Genomic DNA, 18,067 nt, shown 5'->3' with positions numbered 1-18,067 from the left:
CCTGGGTCGCGCTGATCCGGTCAGACAAGGCATAGTTGCCGACGGCGTATTCGTACCGTGATGATTCCGGGCCCACCCGGCCCGGGAAGTCAGTCCGGAAGGCGGTGGACGTGTCAACACACCGACGTGCCTGGAAGCAGCGGGCCGGTGTGGTCGTAGCGCTGGTTGCCGGCGCCCTGCTCACCGTCCCCGCCACACCGGCCCTCGCGGCCAAGATCACTTCGTCCGACGGCTCGGTCACCATCGACGCCGGCCGCAGCAGCCGCATCAGCGTCCAGGTCAATCCGGACGACGGCGAGAAGACGGCGAACGTCAGCGTCACCGGTCTTCCGCAAGGCGTGTCCTGCGGCGGCTGCGGGGAGGTCGACTTCGGCCTGATTCCCGGGTCGCAGCGGGTCACCTTGACCCTGTCGGCCAGTGACGACGCGCCGGCGGCCAACGGGACCCGGGCGACCGTGCGCGTCGAGGGCGACGGGGGCTCCGACTCCAAGCCGCTCAGCGTGACCGTGAACGCCAAGGCTGCCCCGCCGACCACCCCGCCGCAGAACCAGACGGTCAAGTCGATCTCCGGCAAGGTGGTGGTGGCGGCCAACGGCGACGCGGTGCCCAACGCCGTGGTGCTGCTGCTCGACACGCAGGGACACCAGTATCAGACCACCAGCGACGGCAGCGGCAACTACCGCTTCAGCGGCTCCAGTACGCAGCCGATCAGCCCTGGCCGGATCGACCTCGGCGCCACCAAGGACAACATCCGCGCGACCAAGACGATCAACGCGAGCGCCGGGCAGAGCCTGACCGGCCAGCGGATCGCCCTGGCACTCAAGGTGGAGGTCTCGCCGAGCGCCACGCCGTCGGCGACCGAGGAGCCGCTGCCCACCGATGAGGCGACCGAGGAGACCCCCGAGGAGACCGATGCGGCTGCCCCCGGGCAGTCCCAGGCCGCCTCGGACGACGGCGGCGGCGCCGGCTCCTTCATCATCATCCTGCTCGGCGGCCTGCTCGTCGCGGCCGGCGTCGGCACGATCGTGCTGCTCTGGATGCGGCGCAAGAACGCCGACGAGGAGGACGACGACGCCCCGGCCGGCGCCGCCGCCGCGGGCGCGGTTCCCGGCGCACGGGGCGCGTTCCGGGGGGCCGACGACCAGACCCGCGTGGTCAACCGGGTCGGGGCGGCCGGGCCGGACCCGACCATGATCGGCGGCACCTCGCTCAGCGACGCGCCGACGATGATGCACCGTCCGGTCGTGGACGACGTCCCGCCGGACCCGTACGGGGCTCCGCCGCAGCCGTACGGCGCCGCGGGTGCCGCAGCGGGCGGCTGGGCCGGCAGCGGCTACGGCGACGAGCCCGCCCAGGGCGGATACGGCCAGCAGGGCGGCTACGGCAACGCTCCCGCCTCCGGCGGCGGCTACGGCGGCGCTCCCGCCTCGGGTGGCGGCTACGGCGGCGCCCCGTCCGCCGACGCCGGTTACGGCGCGGCCGGCGCGGCGGCCGGCGGCTACGGCAACGCTCCCGCCTCCGCCGGCGGCTACGGCAGCCAGGACTACGGCGCTCCGGCCGGCGGCCCGGGCTACGCCGGCCAGGAGCAGGGCGGCGGCTACGGCGAGCGCTACGACGAGCCCACCGGCCGGTACACCGGGGAGAGCACCGGCGCGTACGCCCCGGCGGCCGACCCCTACCCGACCAGCACCTACCAGCCCGACCAGGGCCAGGGCTACGGCCAGCCGGACACGGCGCCGTACGGCCGGGGCCAGGAACCGGCCGGCGGCTACGGCGGCGGCAACGGCTACGGCGGGCCGGGCGGCGGCTACGACGCCGGCGGCCAGCAGCCGGGCTACGACAACGGCTACGGCGCTGCCCAGGGCGGCTACGACCAGCAGGGCGGCGGCTACGGCGCCGGCCAGGGCGGGTACGACCAGCAGGGCGGCTACGAGCAGCCGGCCGGCGGCTACGGCGCCGGCCAGGGTGGCTACGGCCAGCAGGGCGGCTACGACCAGGACCCGCCGCAGCAGCGCACCGCCGGGTACGACGACCGGGGCTACGACCAGCAGCAGGGCGGCGGCTACTACGGCGACCAGGCCCAGGCGGGTCGGGGGCGGCCGGACGCGGCGCCGCAGCAGGACCGCGGCGGTCGTCGCCTCGACTGGCTGGACGACTGACCGCAGGGACCGACGTGTAAGGGCCGCCCGGAGCACCGGGCGGCCCTTACCTTTCGCTTTGCCTGGTCAGGCGGCGGAGAAGACGCCCTGGCGCAGCAACGGCACCACCTCGGAGACGCCGACCCGCACGGCGACCTCCACGTCGTCGGCGAAGCCGCCCTCGATCAGCTCCCGGCCGGAGACGCACCCGCGCACCGCCGCCGGAACGTCAGGGGTGCTGGCCAGCGCGGCGAGCGCCATCGCCGCCTCCACCGAGAGCCCACCCGGTACGCCGGAGAGAGCGTCCAGCACACTCGCCGCGCCCAGCTGGTCCTCCACGCAGGGGCGCAGCGAGCCGTCCGGCCAGCGTTCACCGGCGGCGACCACGCCCACCGGGGCGTCGGTCGAGCCGTACCCCTGGCGGCGCAGCCAACGCCCGACGGCGCGGGCGTTGCGCAGGCACGCCGCGACCACCGGCAGGCCGGTGGCGCTGGCGGCGGCGCTGATGGCGGAGCCGTTCGGCGACGGCAGCACCAGGTCGGTGACGACCGGCGCGGTGCTCAACGCCGCCGGCGAGAGCGACCACGGGTGCTCCGGGGTGGTCTGCCGGCGGCCGACCGCGGCGACCGCGCCGACCCGCCGCGCGAAGTCCGCCGCCTGCTCACCCCAGGGGAACGGGTGCACCCGCATGCCCCGGCCGACCGCCACCTCGACGGCGGTGGTGAACGAGAGCACGTCCACCACCACCAGCACGGCACAGACCCGGCCGAGCTCGGCCGCCCCGGTCAGCCCCCAGTCGAACCGGGCGCCGGCACCGGGTTGGGCGTAGACGGCCCCGGCCAATGCCTCAGCGCTTATCGGGCGCGGAGGGCTGCTCGTCGTCACCCGGGTCGGACGGGGCCGCCGGAGCGCCGGGAGCCGTCGCATCTGCGGTGACCTCCGTGGTCGGACGCTCCCGCTCCGCCGCCTCGGCGGCGGTGGGTTCGGCGACGGTGCCTTCGGCGACACCGGCCTCGGGCTGGGGCGACTCGTCGGCGGCGGCCGGCTCCGGCCGCGCGTCCTCGTCGGCCTCGGCCCGCTCGGCCTCCGTGTCGGCGGCGGTCGGCACGTCCACCGGCTGCACGGCGGTGGCCGGCGCGACGGTGGTGGTGCCGGTCCGGGTCGCCTCGACCTCGACCTGCACTGCCTCCGCGCCGCCGAAGAGCCGCGGCAGGGTGGCGGTGTGCACCTCGCGCAGCTCGTCGAGGCCGATCCGGAACTGGCCGTGCACCTCGAGGGCGCCGCCCGCCGGGTCGGTCACGCCGATCAGCTCCCACGGCACACCGCGCTCACCGCAGAGGGCGGTGAACGCCTTCTCGCGACCGCGCGGCACCGAGACCAGCACCCGGCCGGCCGACTCGCTGAACAGGAAGACGAACGGCAGCGAACCGTCGGCGAACCGCTCCGGCACGGCGATCCGGGCGCCGACCCCGCGCCGCAGGCAGGACTCGACCAGGCTCTGGGCGAGACCACCGTCGGAGAGGTCGTGCGCGGAGCTGAGGAGACCCACCCGGGCCGCCTCGGCCATCAGCTCGGCCAGCACCCGCTCGCGGGCCAGGTCGACCTGCGGCGGCATGCCGCCCAGGTGCTCGTGGGTCACCCAGGCCCACTCCGAGCCGGAGAGCTCGACGTGCGTGTCACCGAGCAGGAAGAGCTGGTCGTGGTCGCCACCGGCCCGCGGGGCGAAGCCCATCGGCACCCGGTCGGCGACGTTGTCCAGCACGCCGAGCACGCCGACCACCGGGGTCGGGTGGATCGCGGCGGCGCCGGTCTGGTTGTAGAAGCTGACGTTGCCGCCGGTCACCGGGATGCCCAGCTCGAGGCAGCCGTCCGCCAGGCCGCGCACGGCCTCGGCGAACTGCCACATCACGCCCGGGTCCTCCGGCGAGCCGAAGTTGAGGCAGTTGGTCACCGCGATCGGCTTCGCGCCGGTCACCGCCACGTTCCGGTACGCCTCGGCCAGCGCCAGCTTGGTCCCGTTGTACGGGTCGAGGCGGGCGTACCGGCCGTTGCCGTCCACCGACAGGGCCACCCCGAGGCCGGTGCGCTCGTCGATCCGGATCACGCCGGAGTCCTCCGGCTGGGCGAGCACGGTGTTGCCCAGCACGTACCGGTCGTACTGCTCGGTGACCCAGGTCTTGTCGGCCAGGTTCGGCGACGCGATCATCCGGAGCAGGGTCTCCCGCAGCGCCTCCGGCGTGCTCGGCCGGGGCAGGGTCTCGGCCCGGTCGGCCTGGAGCAGGATCAGGTCGGCCGGCTCGCGCATCGGGCGGGCGTAGACGGGGCCGTCGTCCACCAGCGAGCCCGGCGGCACGTCGACCACCACGTGGTCGTTCCAGGTGACCAGCAGCCGGCCCGGCTGCCCGTCCGGGGACGGCGCGGTGACCTCGCCGATCGCGGTGGCCAGCACGCCCCACTTGTCGGCGGTCTTGAGCACCGCCTCCAGCTTCTCCGGGGCGACGACCAGCAGCATCCGCTCCTGGGACTCGCTGGCCAGGATCTCGTGCGGCTCCATCGAGGGCTCGCGCAGCGGCACCCGCTCCAGCCACACCCGCATGCCGGTGCCGGCGGAGGCGGCGGTCTCGGTGAGCGCGCAGGTCAGGCCGGCGCCGCCCAGGTCCTGGATGCCGACGACCAGCTCGGCGTCGTACAGCTCCAGGCAGGCCTCGATCAGCAGCTTCTCGGTGAACGGGTCACCCACCTGCACGGACGGGCGGCGCTGCTCGCTGCCCTCGTCGAAGGTGGCGCTGGCCAGCACCGACACGCCGCCGATGCCGTCCCGGCCGGTCTTGGCGCCGAGCAGCACCACGATGTTGCCCGGGCCGGTGGCGTCCTTCTTCTGCAGCCGGTCGACCGGCAGCACGCCGAGGCAGAGCGCGTTGAGCAGCGGGTTGCCCTGGTAGCAGGGGTCGAAGACCAGCTCGCCGCCGATGTTGGGCAGGCCGAGGCAGTTGCCGTAGCCGCCGACGCCGGCGACCACGCCGGGCAGCACCCGGGCGGTGTCCGGGTGGTCGGCCGCGCCGAAGCGCAGGGGGTCCATCACGGCGACCGGGCGGGCGCCCATGGCGAGGATGTCCCGGACGATGCCGCCGACGCCGGTCGCCGCGCCCTGGTACGGCTCGACGAAGCTCGGGTGGTTGTGCGACTCGACCTTGAAGGTCACCGCCAGCTCGTCGGAGATCCGCACGACGCCGGCGTTCTCACCGATGCCGGCGAGCAGCCGGTCGCTCGGCGGGGCCTTCTCGCCGAACTGGCGCAGGTGCACCTTGCTCGACTTGTAGGAGCAGTGCTCGCTCCACATGATCGAGTACATGGCCAGCTCGGACTGGGTGGGGCGCCGGCCGAGGATGTCCCGGATCCGGTCGTACTCGTCGTCCCGCAGGCCCAGCTCGGCGTACGGCTGGAGCTCCTCGGGAGTGCCGGCGGCCTGCGACACGGTGTCCACGCCGGCGGTCCAGTCGGCGGCCGGCGCCGAGCCGGCGTGCCGGCCCCCGTCGGCCGGGCCGCCCTGCGGCACCACGGTGGCCGCGCGCGGCTCAGTCGGGGCGGCCGGGAAGGCGCCCGGTGTCTCCCGTACGACCGGGTCCGGATGGGTGGTCATGACGTCTCCTCGCTGCGCTCGTGGCCGCCCGTCGGGCGGGGGAGCCGACCGATGATCCCGCCGCGCACGGTCACGCCGGCGCCCCCACCAGGTGCTTGAGCACCGAGGTGAAGAAGCCGAGACCGTCCAGGGAGGGGCCGGTGAGCGCCTCCACCGCGTGCTCGGGGTGCGGCATGATGCCGACCACGTTGCCGGCGGGGTTGGTGATCGCGGCGATGTCGCGCTGCGACCCGTTGGGGTTGCCGCCGACGTAGCGGGCGACGACGCGCCCCTCGCCCTCCAGCTCGTCCAGGGTCGCGGTGTCCGCGACGTAGCAGCCCTCGCCGTTCTTGACCGGGATCAGGATCTCCTGACCGGCCTGGAAGGCGTTCGTCCAGGCGGTGCCGGTCGACTCGACGCGCAGGATCTGGTCCCGGTTACGGAAGTGCAGGTGCTGGTTGCGGGTGAGCGCGCCGGGCAGCAGGTGGGCCTCGCAGAGGATCTGGAAGCCGTTGCAGATGCCGAGCACCGGCAGGCCGCCCCGGGCCGCGTCCACGATCCGGTCCATCACCGGGGCGAACCGGGCGATGGCGCCGCAGCGCAGGTAGTCGCCGTAGGAGAAGCCACCCGGGAGGACGACGGCGTCCACCCCGTGCAGCTCCGCGTCGCCGTGCCAGAGCCGGACCGGCTCGGCCCCGGCGATCCGTACGGCCCGGGCCGCGTCCCCGTCGTCCAGCGAACCGGGGAAGGTCACCACACCGACGCGGGCGGTCACGGGTGCGCGTCCACGGTCTCGTCCGCCTCGACCACCCGGACGGTGAAGTCCTCGATGACGGGGTTGGCGAGCAGCTTGTCGGCGATCTCGCGGGCCCGGTCCAGGTCCGGTTCGCCGGTGAACTCGATCTCGATCCGCCTGCCGATCCGGACAGAGGCGACGTCACTGACGCCGAGCCGCGGCAGCGCGTTTGCGACGGCCTGGCCCTGAGGATCGAGGATCTCGGGCTTGAGCATGACGTCGACGACGACGCGAGGCACTGGGCACTCCTGACTGTGTACGCAGTTGGGTGCCGGCCCACTACGGGCGAGCGCAGCCAGCGTACCTGGCAGATTCCGGTCCGGACGCACCGGCCGGGGGCAGTTCAGGCAGTGATCGACATAACGACGCGTCCCGGCGGAGGGCCGATGCGCGTTCGTTGCCGGGCCGATGCGGTTTCGTTGCCTGCTGCGTCGATGGACCGCCGTCGCCACCGCGCTGACCAGGCAATTCCCCGGCAAGAGTTCGCCAGGGCTGACCGGTTCCCGACAAACACGGACGAGCAGGCCCCGAGCCGGCGGCGTCACATCCGTTAATCTCGATATAACTCTTGTGAACGGGACTCGCGGGCTCTAGCCTACATCGGCAGACGTCGATGCTTTCGACGTCCCCGGCGGATCACCCCCGCCCGCCGAGGCCGACTCCACCCGGCGACCCCGGGCCCCCGACCAAGGAGTTCCCCCATGCGCCTCCGCCCCCTGCTCGCGGTGCTGACCACCGCGCTCGCCGGCGTCCTCGCCACCGCCTCCGGCGCCACCGCCGCCCCGGCCGGCCCCCAGCCGATCATCGGCGGCAACACCGTCTCCTCCGCGCCGTGGGCCGCGGCGGTGTTCAGCAACGGCTCGTTCACCTGCTCCGGCAGCGTGATCTCGGCGCAGTGGGTGCTCACCGCCCGGCACTGCATCAGCGGCTCGATGTCCGTCCGGGTGGGCAGCGTCTACCGCTCCTCCGGCGGTGTCACCCGCACGGTCAGCGCCACCTACAGCCGCTACGACCTCGCCCTGATGCGCCTGTCCAGCCCGGTCACCACCAGCGCGGTGACGCTGGCCAGCAGCAACCCGCCGGTCGGCTCCACCAACTCGATCTACGGCTGGGGCATGACCTGCTACAGCGGCTGCTCGGCCTCCAGCCAGCTCAAGACCGCCTCGGTCCAGGTGACCAGCAACAACGTGACCGACGCGTACGGCGGGCAGGCGATCCGCAGCACCGAGATCAGCGGCAACGCCTGGCGCGGTGACTCCGGCGGCCCGCAGTTCTACAACGGCCGGCAGGTCGGGGTGGCCTCCACCGCCGACGGCGTGAGCATCCAGAACTACGGCAGCGTCGCGTACAACCGGGCCTGGATCACCTCGGTTTCCGGTGTCTGACGGTTAGCGCCGTGGCGGCGCGGATGGCCGGCCGAGCGCCCGCCGTCCGCGCCGCCTCGTTTTGCAGCATCCGATCAGGTGAACACGGCTCGCGAACGGCCCGGGCGCGGACTGACAGCATCGGAACCGTGCTGGTCGTGACGACGGATCAACTGCCTGGCTACGAGATCCGCCAGATCCTCGGCGAAGTGGTCTCATCGATGGCCCGGACGCGCAACCCGTACCGCGAGGGGGTCAAGAACCTGCGCGGTGGCGCGTACGACCCGATGGCGCCGGACAACCTCACCCGGTGGCGGACCGACTCGGTGGCCCGGCTCGGCGAGGAGGCGCTCCGGCTCGGCGCGAACGCCGTGGTGGGGATGCGCTTCGACAGCCGCGACTGCGGCGAGATGTGGATGGAGATCTGCGCGTACGGCACGGCGGTGATCGTCGTACCCAAGGTGCCCGACGTCATGCCGAGCGACCAGCCGCTGGTCGCGGCGGAGACCGCCCAGGAGCCCGGCTTCACCGAGGCCCCCGGCGGCATCGCGGAGCCGGCGAGCGCCCCGAACCTCTCCTCCGCCGCCGACACCCCCACCCGCAACTCCTGACCCTGGGCCGGCGACGCCGCGCCTGATCCACTCCGTTCGCGGCGTGTCGCGGAGTCCCGGCCGGATGACACCGCGACACGCCGCAAACGGAGGCGACCGCCGAGGGTCAGAGGATGGGCGGCGGGGAGTAGGTGGCGGCCTCGGGGTGGGCCGTCACGACCGCGGTGATGCGCTTGGTGACCGCGTCGACCTGGGCCTGGGCGGCGCCGGTGAAGGTGGTGGGGTCGGCGACCAGGGCGTCGATCTCGGCCCGGCTCAGGCCGAGGCGGCCGTCGGCGGCGAGGCGGTCGAAGAGGTCGTTCTCGGCGGCGCCCTTCTCCCGCATGGCGAGCGCCACGGCGACCGCGTGTTCCTTGATCACCTTGTGGGCGACCTCGCGGCCGACGCCCCGGCGTACCGCCGCCACCAGGATCTTGGTGGTGGCCAGGAAGGGCAGGAACCGCTCCAGCTCCCGGTTGATCACCGCCGGGTACGCCCCGAACTCGTCCAGCACGGTGAGGAAGGTCTGGAACAGCCCGTCGGCGGCGAAGAACGCGTCCGGCAGGGCGACCCGGCGGACCACCGAGCAGGAGACGTCCCCCTCGTTCCACTGGTCGCCGGCCAGCTCGCCGACCATCGACAGGTAGCCCCGGATGATCACGGCGAAGCCGTTCACCCGCTCCGACGAGCGGGTGTTCATCTTGTGCGGCATCGCGCTGGAGCCGACCTGGCCGGGCTTGAAGCCCTCGGTGACCAGTTCCTGGCCGACCATCAGCCGGATCGTGGTGGCCAGCGAGGACGGCGCGGCGGCGACCTGGGAGAGCGCCGCGAGCACCGCCACGTCGATCGAGCGCGGGTAGACCTGCCCGACGCTGTCCAGCACCCGGTTGAACCCGAGGTGCCCGGCCACCCGGCGCTCCAGCTCGGCCACCTTCTCCGCGTCGCCGTCGAAGAGGTCGAGCTGGTCGGCGGCGGTGCCGACCGGGCCCTTGATCCCGCGCAACGGGTACCAGTTGATCAGGTCTTCCAGCCGCTCGTACGCGATCAGCAGCTCCTCGGCGGCCGACGCGAAGCGCTTGCCCAGCGTGGTGGCCTGCGCGGCGACGTTGTGCGAGCGCCCGGTCATCACCAGTCCGGAGTGTTCGTGGGCGAGCCAGGCCAGCCGGGCCAGGGCGGCGACGACGCGGTCCCGGATCAGCTCCAGCGAGCGGCGCACCTGGAGCTGCTCGACGTTCTCGGTGAGGTCCCGGGAGGTCATCCCCTTGTGCACGTGCTCGTGCCCGGCGAGCGCGCTGAACTCCTCGATCCGGGCCTTCACGTCGTGCCGGGTGACCCGCTCCCGCTCGGCGATCGAGGCCAGGTCGACGTCGTCGACCACCCGCTCGTACGCCTCGACCACCCCGTCCGGCACGGCCACGCCGAGGTCGCGCTGGGCCTTCAGTACGGCGAGCCAGAGCCGACGCTCCAGCCGTACCTTCTCCTCCGGTGACCAGAGGGCGACCAGCTCGGGTGAGGCGTACCGGTTGGCGAGCACGTTCGGGATCGTCGTCACGTGCCTCATTCTCTCGCACGCACAGGCGCTGGCCACGTCGGGCGGGTGGCTAGGCCCACTTCACGGGTCGGCGGTAGGACAGCCCGGTCCCGCGATCCGCCACGAGGGCGGGCATCTGAGCGTTTCGTAGGGCAGGCTCGTTGATCGAGAAGAAGCCGAGATCGCCCACGCTGGCCCTGTGGCGGGCCGCCCCGCCGCTCCCCGGCGGCATGGCCAGGTAGATCCGCTGCGAAGGCTTCACCCGCCGGACTGCCACCAGTGCGGGCACGAGGTCGGTGTCGGCGCTCACCAGAAGTGTCGTGTCGGCGACCTCGAGCGCCGCGTCGGCAACCATCATGGCCCCGAGCGCCACGTCGGTCTCCTTCTCCTCATAACTCCGGTACAGCCGACCGCACTTGCACATGTAGGGCTGACCACAGCGGTGACAGTTCCGGATGGTGCGGTCCTTGAAGCGGCCCAGATGCACGTCGAGCAGGGGGCCGTTGCGCGCCTTCATGGCCTCGATGTAGTCCAGCTGGTTCTGCGCCGCCGCTGGTTCGTTCTTCACGATGGCCGAGAAGTACCGAACCACCCCCACCTGGTCCTTCGGTCGCAGTTGACGAACAAGCTCTACGACGTCCAGCCACAGGTGCTTGCGGCCGTACTTGTTCTTCATCCCGTAGTACAGGTTGAAGCCGTCGATGTAGGCAGCGACCGTGGCCACGTCCACTCCTTCACAGCCACGAGGGTGTATGGTTGTCTCATACGACGCCGAGAGATACGGCAGGAACGGCCCCGCAAGGGGCCGTTTTTTTGTCCGCTTGAGGCCCTGCCACCCTATCCAGACCAGAGCAAAGGTCTACCAGCTCGCGATTACGGCTGTTCGCGCACCAATCGGGCATCAGGCCCTTCTCGCACGTCCGCCACTGATTCCCGCGCAGCCCCATTCGCGTCACGCGGGGCGGCCGGTGAGCGCCCGCCACAGTCCCGCGCACGCCTCCTCCTCGGTGTCGAAGACCTGCCGCACGTCCCGCGTCCCGCGCTCGTACAGGCCGATCTCCCAGCGCCCACCAGCCGACCGGCGCAGGAACCAGAAGTCGGGCGGCACCGGCACGTGCTCGTGCACCCCCTCCAGCTCGAAGGCGTCCGGCGACAGTCCCGTCGCCAGCAGGGCGTTGCGCACCTCGTGTCGATCCACTCCCGACCTCCCGCTCCGCACCGGCCGCTCCGGCGGTCGCCGCTGCGGTGACCGCCCGCCGGGTCAGCAGACGTGTACGGCGGGAACGCCGCCACCCGCGCCACCCCGCCGGGGCACGCTGTCGGTCACGCACTCCCCGCCGGCCAGAGACTCCTCCACCAGGAACCGGTGGTCGACCAGCCACTGCACGGTCAGGTTCACACCGGCCTGCGGCAGGTAGGCCGGGTTCAGCTGGAACTGGGTGCCCAGGCCGGGCTGCGCGAACCACGGCGCGGTCGGGCCGGAGTCGACGTCGAACGGCTTGAGCACGCAGTAGGTGTGGTAGTTCGCCAGCGGCGCGGCCGACGGAAGCGCCGGCCGCGGTGCGGGAAGTGGCGGCGTGTCGAGGCTCTGCGGCGCCAGGGAGCGGGCGCTGACCGGGGTGCCGAGCGGGGCCAGGAACACGCCGCCGGCGAAGCCGAAGCGGTCCAGGCGGTACCCGGCCAGCAGGGTCTGGCGGGTCTTGAGCGGCGTGCCGTCCGGCGCGACGACGAAGCCGTTGGCCGGCGGGAAGACGTACCCGGCGGGGGTGCCGGTGGTGTACCGGGCCAGGAACCGGCTCTCGGTCAGCCCGCCGAAGCGCTGGTAGCCGGCGAGCAGCGGCCCGAGCGGCGACGCGGTGGGCAACCGGGCGGGGCCGAGCAGCGGGTTGTCGTCGAGGTACCGGGTGGTCGGCGGCGCGCTCGGTGGCAGGCCGGGACGGCAGAGGCTCGGCCCGGCCGGCGGCTGCGGTTGGTCGGCGCCGGGGCGGACACCAGGCGGGTCGCCGGGCCGGCCGCCGGCGTCGCCCGCTTCCGGTGCGCCGTCGTCGGGGTGGGTGCCGGCCCGCGCGACCACGTCGGGCGCGGCGGCCTGATCGGCGGGCCCGGGGAAGAGGATCAGCGCCGCGCCGGAGAGCAGGGCGAGCAGCCAGCGTCTGCGGTCCACGACGAACCTCCCGGTGAAGGACGGTCAACGCCTTCATCGTCGGGAGAGCGGGGCGAGAATGTGAGGCTTTGTGCCCTTTGCCGCCGAAAGGGGGACCGCTACCCGCTCGTCCCGTGGACGAGCGGGTAGCCACGCGGAACGGTCAGCGCTCCAGGATCGCGGTGACGCCCTGCCCGCCCGCCGCGCAGATGGAGATCAGCCCCCGGCCGCTCCCCCTCTCGGCGAGCAGCTTCGCCAGGGTGGCGACGATCCGGCCGCCGGTGGCGGCGAACGGGTGCCCGGCGGCCAGCGAGGAGCCGTTGACGTTGAGCTTGTCGCGGTCGATGGATCCGAGCGGGGCGTCCAGGCCCAGCCGGTCCTTGCAGAACTCCGGCGACTCCCAGGCGGCGAGGGTGGCCAGCACCTGCGAGGCGAACGCCTCGTGGATCTCGTAGTAGTCGAAGTCCTGCAGCGTCAGCCCGGCCCGGGCGAGCATCCGGGGCACCGCGTACGCGGGGGCCATCAGCAGCCCCTCGTCGCCGTGCACGAAGTCGACGGCGGCAACCTCGGACCAGGAGAACCAGGCCAGCACCGGCAGGTGGTGCTCCCGGGCCCACTCCTTCGACGCGAGCAGCACCGCCGACGCGCCGTCGGTGAGCGGGGAGGAGTTGCCCGCGGTCATGGTCGCCTGGTCGGCGTCCGGGCCCTTGGCGCCGAAGACCGGCTTGAGCGAGCCCAGCTTCTCCAGGGTGGTGTCCGGGCGGAGGTTCTGGTCCCGGGTCAGCCCCAGGTACGGCGTGATCAGGTCGTCGAAGAAGCCCTTGTCGTACGCGGCGGCGAGCCGCTGGTGCGAGCGGAGCGCCAGCTCGTCCTGCGCCTGCCGGTCGATCTGCCAGCGCACCGCCGTCTGCGCAGCGTGCTCACCCATCGACAGCCCGGTACGCGGCTCGGCGTTGCGCGGGATCTCCGGCTTGAACGGCTGGTGCGGCCGCAGCTTGGCGGCGATCTTCAACCGCTCGCCGAGGGTGCGGGCGGAGTTGAGCTTGAGCAGCGTGCGGCGCATGTCCTCGTTGACCGCGAGCGGCGCGTCGGAGGTGGTGTCGACGCCGCCGGCGATGCCCACCTCGATCTGGCCGAGGGCGATCTTGTTGGCGACCAGGATGGCCGCCTCCAGGCCGGTGCCGCAGGCCTGCTGGATGTCGTAAGCCGGGGTGTGCGGGTCGAGCGTCGAGCCGAGCACCACCTCGCGGGTCAGGTTGAAGTCCTTCGCGTGCTTGAGCACCGCGCCGGCGACCACCTCGCCGACCCGCTGCCCGGCCAGCCCGAACCGGGCCACCAGCCCGTCCAGCGCCGCGCCCAGCATGTCCGCGTTGGACGCGTTCGCGTAGCGGGAGTTGGACCGGGCGAAGGGGATGCGGTTGCCGCCGATGACCGCGACCCGCCGGATGCTCTGCACGATCCCGCCTCCGTTTCAGGACTTGCCCACAACCTACTGGCCAGTAGGCTACGCCTATGACCGACAGGTACGCGAGCTTCGTCCAATCGGGGGCCGGCCGCGCGCTGGTCAAGCGCCTCGGGCTGCCCGATCCGCCGCGACTGCGCAGGCACACGCCCGGCGACCCGATCGTCGAAGGGCCGGTGCTGCTCGGGACGGCCACCGGGGGCCGGCTCGCCGAGCCGGTCGGCAAGATCCTGACCGCCGCCGGCGTCGAGCTGCGCGATCCCGCCGCCGTCGACGCCACCGCGCGCTTCGGTGCCCTGGTGTACGACGCCACCGGCATCACCGACTCCACCGGCCTGCGCCAGCTGTACGACTTCTTCCACCCGCAGGCCCGCACGCTGCTGCCCAGCGGCCGGGTGATCGTGCTGGGCACCCCGCCGGCGGAGTGCGACTCGCCGCGCGAGGCGACCGCCCAGCGGGCCCTGGAGGGGCTGACCCGCAGCATCGGCAAGGAGTTCGGCCGCGGCGTCACCGCCCAGCTCGTGTACGTCACGAAGGAGGCAGGTAACGCCTCGGACGGCCCGGACCTCTCAGCCGGCACCCTCACCAGCCTGGAATCGACCCTCCGATTCCTCCTCTCGGGCCGGTCCGCGTACGTCTCGGGGCAGGTGGTCCGGGTCGGCGCCGGCACCGCCCAGCCGCCGGCGGACTGGGACCGCCCGCTCGACGGGCAGGTCGTCCTCGTCACCGGGGCGGCGCGGGGCATCGGCGCGGCGCTGGCCCGGGTGCTCGCCCGCGACGGCGCGCAGGTCGTCGCACTGGACATCCCGGCGGCCGGTGACGAGCTGGCCGCGGTGGCCAACGAGATCGGCGGCAGCGCCGTCCAGCTCGACCTGACCGCCCCGGACGCTCCCACCCGGCTCGCCGAGCACCTCGCCGGCCGGCACGGCCGGGTCGACGTGGTGATCCACAACGCCGGCATCACCCGGGACAAGACGCTGGGCCGGATGGACGCCGACCGCTGGGACCAGGTGCTCGACGTCAACCTCTCCAGCCAGGAGCGGATCAACGACGTGCTGCTGGCCCGCGACCTGATCCCGGCCGGCGGGCGGATCGTCTCGGTCTCCTCGATCGCCGGCATCGCCGGCAACCGGGGCCAGACCAACTACGCCACCAGCAAGGCCGGCGTGATCGGGCTGGTCGAGTCGCTGGCCCCGGCGCTGCGCGGGCGCGGGATCAGCGTCAACGCGGTCGCCCCCGGGTTCATCGAGACCCGGCTGACCGCGCGTATCCCGCTGACGCTGCGCGAGGCGGGCCGCCGGATGAACAGCATGTCGCAGGGCGGCCTGCCGGTGGACGTGGCCGAGACAATCGGCTGGCTGGCCTGGTCGGCGTCCGGCGCGGTCAGCGGCAACGTGGTCCGGGTCTGCGGCCAGAGTCTGCTGGGGGCGTGATGGCAAGGAAGAAGCGGCCGGAGGACGGCCCGGCGGAGAACCTCTCCGTCCACGACCTCATCGACGGGCCGACCGAGGTGATCTCGGCGGCGGACCTGGCCGCCGTCCGGGCCGCCTCGTCGGAGCACGACGTGAGCCTGGAAGCCACCCACGACCTGTCGGCGTACGCGACCACGGATCTGTCCGCGCACGCCGCCCCGGCGGCACGGGCGCGGGTCGAGCTGCCCCGGCTGCCCGCACCCGGCGCGCTCTACCGGCGGGCGCTGCGCGACGCGGTACCGGTCATCGGCCGGTCCCGCCGCCCGGACGCCCCGCCGCAGGTCGAGCTGGCCGTCGCCGGCGTCACCGTGGACCGTGCGCACCTCGCCGACTACGACCGGGTCTGCGGGTTCCGGCTCTCCGACCGGCTGCCGGCGACGTACCCGCACGTGCTGGGTTTTCCGCTGTCGCTGCGGCTGATGACCACGCCGGAGTTCCCCATCGCGCTGACCGGCGTGGTGCACGTGGGCAACCGGATCACCGTGCACCGCCCGATCGAGGCCGGCGAGACGCTGGACTTCGTCACCCACGCGGAGAACCTGCGGCCGCACGAGCGGGGGCGGCAGGTCGACGTCGTCCTGATCGGGTCGGTCGGCGGCGAGGAGGTCTGGCGCGGCGTCTCGACGTACCTGGGCAAGGAGCGCACGCCCGGCGGCGGTGGGCGGCGCGAGCGGGGTGAGCGGCCCGCGTCGCCGGCCGCCACCGCCCGCTGGCGGGTCGAGCCCCGGGTCGGTACGGACTACGCCCGGGTGTCCGGCGACCACAACCCGATCCACACCTCCCGGCTCGGGGCGCGGCTGCTCGGCTTCCCCCGCCCGATCGCCCACGGGATGTGGAGCAAGGCCCGCTGCCTGGCGGCGCTGGAGAGCCGGCTGCCGGAGGCGTACACGGTGGACGTGGCGTTCAAGCTGCCGGTGCCGCTGCCCGGCACCGTGGCGTTCAGCGCCACCCCGGCCTGGGACTTCGCCCTGCACGACGCGCGGACCGGCCGTCCGCACCTGGTCGGCACCGTCCGCTGAACGACGGGGCGTGCGCGGCGGCGGTCGGCGGTGGCCTGATCCGCCGACTCGGCCCGGGGGCGGTGGTCGAGCCCGGAGCATGAGGGCATGGAGTCCGTGCTCGACCTGCTCCACCACACGGTCACCTCGCCGTGGGTGTACCTGGTGATCCTCGTGGTCACCGCGGTCGACGCGTTCTTCCCGGCGGTGCCCGGCGAGACCGTGGTGATCACCGCCGGGGTCTTCGCCGCCGGCGGTGAGCCGAACATCGTGGCGGTGATCGCGACCGCCGCGCTCGGGGCGCTCGTCGGTGACCACATCTCCTACGGCATCGGCCGGGGTGGCGGCGCGCACCGGCTGGCCCGGCTCCCGGCGGAGAGCCGCCGCCGGACCGGCTCCGAGTGGGCCCGCCGGGCCGTGGACCGGCGCGGCGGGATGATCCTGATGACCTCCCGGTACGTGCCCGGTGGCCGCACCGCGGTCACCCTGACCATGGGCGCGGTCCGCTACCCGCTGCGCTGCTTCCTGCTCTTCGACGCCTTCGCGGCCGGCACCTGGGGGACCTACTGCGCCCTGCTGGGCTACTTCGGCGGCCTGGCCTTCGAGCGCGACCCGGTCAAGGCCCTGCTGGCCGGCGTCGGCCTCTCCCTCGCCGTCACCGGGCTGGTCGAGTCGGCCCGTTGGCTGCGCCGCCGCGCCCACCGCCGCGCCGACCGCCGCGCCGTCGCCCGCCGCTGACCGTCGCTCCCTCGCGCCGCCCGTAATCGGGAGTCGGGGCGTGGCCGTCAGGCCGCCGGGGGTCGCCAGGTGGCGCCGCGCAGCAGTTGGCCGGCGCCGAGCCAGGCGACGTTCATCATCCGGGTGGCGGTCTTCTCCGGGTCGGCCTCGGGGTGGTCGGCGAGCCAGTCGGCCAGCGACTCGGTCGCGCCGACCAGGGCGTACGCGACGACCTCCAGCTCGGTCTCGCCCACCTCGCGCCCGTCGGCGCGCAGCGCGTGGTCGAGCATCCCGGCGACCACCTCGACCAGCCGGGCGCGCATCGTGGCCAACTCCGCGGCGAACGGCTGCGAGCCCCGGGCCTGCCGGTAGAGCACCGCCCAGCCGTCCCGGTGCGCCCCGACGAAGCCGAAGAAGGCGCGCAGCCCCCGCCAGAGCCGCTCGTCGGCGGGCAGGTCCGGGGCGGCGGCCCCGGCGATCGCCTCCATCATCCGGGTGCCCTCGCGGTGCAGGCAGGCGACGAAGAGCTCCTCCTTGGTGCCGAGGTAGGCGTAGACCATCGGCTTGGAGATGCCGGCGTCCTCGGCGATCTCGTCCATGCTGGCGGCGTGGAAGCCGCGCCGGGAGAAGACCTTGACCGCCGCGTCGAGCATCTGCTGCTCGCGTACGGCCCGCGGGAGGCGCTTGAACGTGGGTGTGCTGGACACCTTGCGAGCATACCTACTCGTGCGTAAGGTTACGCCCGAGTAACCAAAGTCGGCCCGCCCGAGAGGTGCATTCCCCCATGACTGACTTCGACCCGGCCAACTTCGCCAACGTCGGCCCCAAGGAGTTCGCGCAGCTGGTCAAGTCCACCCCCGAGGACAAGATCGCCGAGGTGATGTCCGGCGACCTGCGCGGCAAGATCCTCAGCGAGGTCTTCGCCCGGATGCCGCAGCTGTTCCGCGCGGACCGGGCCGGCTCCACCAACGCGGCCATCCACTGGAACATCACCGGCCGGCCCGACGGCGGCACCGACACCTACGAGGTCGCCATCGCCGACGGCACCTGCCACGTCCACGAGACCCCGCAGCACGACCCGAAGCTCAGCCTCACCATGGGCCCGGTCGAGTTCCTGAAGATCGTCTCCGGTGGCGCCAACCCGGTGATGATGTTCATGACCGGCAAGCTCAAGGCCAAGGGCGACCTGGGCCTCGCGGCGAACATCGCCAACCTGTTCGACATCCCCAAGGCCTGA

17 protein-coding genes are annotated in these 18,067 nt (G+C 73.3%); 7 read left to right on the top strand and 10 right to left on the bottom strand.

All coding sequences use genetic code 11. The features are described 5' to 3' along the window. Positions 1-110: 110 nt before the first annotated feature. Positions 111-2,159, top strand: a complete 2,049-nt coding sequence (locus tag M2302_RS26360) for a carboxypeptidase-like regulatory domain-containing protein (protein WP_280840535.1) — start codon at positions 111-113, stop codon at positions 2,157-2,159. A gap of 66 nt (positions 2,160-2,225) precedes the next feature. Here M2302_RS26360 and M2302_RS26355 read toward each other — a convergent pair whose 3' ends face one another. From M2302_RS26355 to purS, 4 genes are all read right to left on the bottom strand, one after another. After that, the gene (locus M2302_RS26355) at positions 2,226-2,981 is read right to left on the bottom strand and encodes a 2-phosphosulfolactate phosphatase (RefSeq protein WP_280840534.1); all 756 of its coding nucleotides are present in this window, start codon (positions 2,979-2,981) and stop codon (positions 2,226-2,228) included. A 4-nt stretch (positions 2,982-2,985) separates the two neighbouring features. Continuing rightward, a complete protein-coding gene (gene purL / locus M2302_RS26350) occupies positions 2,986-5,778 on the bottom strand; it encodes a phosphoribosylformylglycinamidine synthase subunit PurL (RefSeq protein ID WP_280840533.1) in 2,793 nt (930 codons plus the stop codon). A gap of 70 nt (positions 5,779-5,848) precedes the next feature. Continuing rightward, positions 5,849-6,532 (bottom strand): phosphoribosylformylglycinamidine synthase subunit PurQ, encoded by a 684-nt coding sequence (gene purQ / locus M2302_RS26345; RefSeq protein WP_154940681.1) that lies wholly within the window; start codon positions 6,530-6,532, stop codon positions 5,849-5,851. Continuing rightward, the gene (gene purS, locus M2302_RS26340; RefSeq protein WP_088959474.1) at positions 6,529-6,792 is read right to left on the bottom strand and encodes a phosphoribosylformylglycinamidine synthase subunit PurS; all 264 of its coding nucleotides are present in this window, start codon (positions 6,790-6,792) and stop codon (positions 6,529-6,531) included. Before purS ends, purQ begins: the two co-directional genes overlap by 4 nt. Before the next feature lie 462 nt (positions 6,793-7,254). Here purS and M2302_RS26335 point away from each other — a divergent pair, with 462 nt between their 5' ends. Both M2302_RS26335 and M2302_RS26330 read left to right on the top strand, forming a co-directional pair. After that, the gene (locus tag M2302_RS26335) at positions 7,255-7,938 is read left to right on the top strand and encodes a DUF1986 domain-containing protein (RefSeq protein WP_280840532.1); all 684 of its coding nucleotides are present in this window, start codon (positions 7,255-7,257) and stop codon (positions 7,936-7,938) included. Positions 7,939-7,961: 23 nt separating this feature from the next. Continuing rightward, positions 7,962-8,528: a YbjQ family protein gene (locus M2302_RS26330; RefSeq protein WP_280840564.1), complete on the top strand. Its 567-nt coding sequence runs from the start codon at positions 7,962-7,964 to the stop codon at positions 8,526-8,528. A gap of 106 nt (positions 8,529-8,634) precedes the next feature. Here M2302_RS26330 and purB read toward each other — a convergent pair whose 3' ends face one another. From purB to M2302_RS26305, 5 genes are all read right to left on the bottom strand, one after another. Then, the gene (purB, locus tag M2302_RS26325) at positions 8,635-10,059 is read right to left on the bottom strand and encodes an adenylosuccinate lyase (protein WP_280840531.1); all 1,425 of its coding nucleotides are present in this window, start codon (positions 10,057-10,059) and stop codon (positions 8,635-8,637) included. Between the two features lie 49 nt (positions 10,060-10,108). After that, positions 10,109-10,762, bottom strand: a complete 654-nt coding sequence (locus M2302_RS26320; RefSeq protein WP_280840530.1) for an NYN domain-containing protein — start codon at positions 10,760-10,762, stop codon at positions 10,109-10,111. A gap of 228 nt (positions 10,763-10,990) precedes the next feature. Beyond that, on the bottom strand, positions 10,991-11,236 hold the full coding sequence (locus tag M2302_RS26315; protein ID WP_179802599.1) for a hypothetical protein: 246 nt from the start codon (positions 11,234-11,236) through the stop codon (positions 10,991-10,993). Between the two features lie 63 nt (positions 11,237-11,299). Next, positions 11,300-12,202, bottom strand: a complete 903-nt coding sequence (locus M2302_RS26310) for a TNT domain-containing protein (protein ID WP_280840529.1) — start codon at positions 12,200-12,202, stop codon at positions 11,300-11,302. Positions 12,203-12,344: 142 nt separating this feature from the next. Then, positions 12,345-13,637, bottom strand: a complete 1,293-nt coding sequence (locus M2302_RS26305; RefSeq protein ID WP_280840528.1) for an acetyl-CoA C-acetyltransferase — start codon at positions 13,635-13,637, stop codon at positions 12,345-12,347. 56 nt (positions 13,638-13,693) lie between these two features. Between M2302_RS26305 and M2302_RS26300 the strand changes: the two genes are divergently transcribed. From M2302_RS26300 to M2302_RS26290, 3 genes are all read left to right on the top strand, one after another. Next, on the top strand, positions 13,694-15,076 hold the full coding sequence (locus M2302_RS26300) for a 3-oxoacyl-ACP reductase (protein WP_280840527.1): 1,383 nt from the start codon (positions 13,694-13,696) through the stop codon (positions 15,074-15,076). Beyond that, on the top strand, positions 15,076-16,134 hold the full coding sequence (locus M2302_RS26295; protein ID WP_280840526.1) for a MaoC/PaaZ C-terminal domain-containing protein: 1,059 nt from the start codon (positions 15,076-15,078) through the stop codon (positions 16,132-16,134). The genes M2302_RS26300 and M2302_RS26295 overlap by 1 nt, the downstream gene beginning before the upstream one ends. An 87-nt stretch (positions 16,135-16,221) precedes the next feature. Next, complete coding sequence (locus M2302_RS26290) at positions 16,222-16,851, top strand: DedA family protein (protein WP_280840525.1); 630 nt, start codon at positions 16,222-16,224, stop codon at positions 16,849-16,851. Between the two features lie 47 nt (positions 16,852-16,898). Here M2302_RS26290 and M2302_RS26285 read toward each other — a convergent pair whose 3' ends face one another. After that, positions 16,899-17,537 carry a TetR/AcrR family transcriptional regulator gene (locus M2302_RS26285; RefSeq protein ID WP_280840524.1) on the bottom strand — a complete coding sequence of 213 codons (639 nt, stop codon included), beginning with the start codon at positions 17,535-17,537 and terminating at the stop codon, positions 16,899-16,901. A 77-nt stretch (positions 17,538-17,614) separates the two neighbouring features. Here M2302_RS26285 and M2302_RS26280 point away from each other — a divergent pair, with 77 nt between their 5' ends. After that, complete coding sequence (locus M2302_RS26280) at positions 17,615-18,067, top strand: SCP2 sterol-binding domain-containing protein (RefSeq protein ID WP_280840523.1); 453 nt, start codon at positions 17,615-17,617, stop codon at positions 18,065-18,067.

The sequence above is a fragment of the Micromonospora sp. A200 genome (assembly GCF_029893845.1).
GTDB lineage: Bacteria > Actinomycetota > Actinomycetes > Mycobacteriales > Micromonosporaceae > Micromonospora > Micromonospora purpureochromogenes.
The sequence above is the reverse complement of the archived record's forward strand: the minus strand, read 5'-3'. Positions and strand labels throughout refer to the sequence as shown.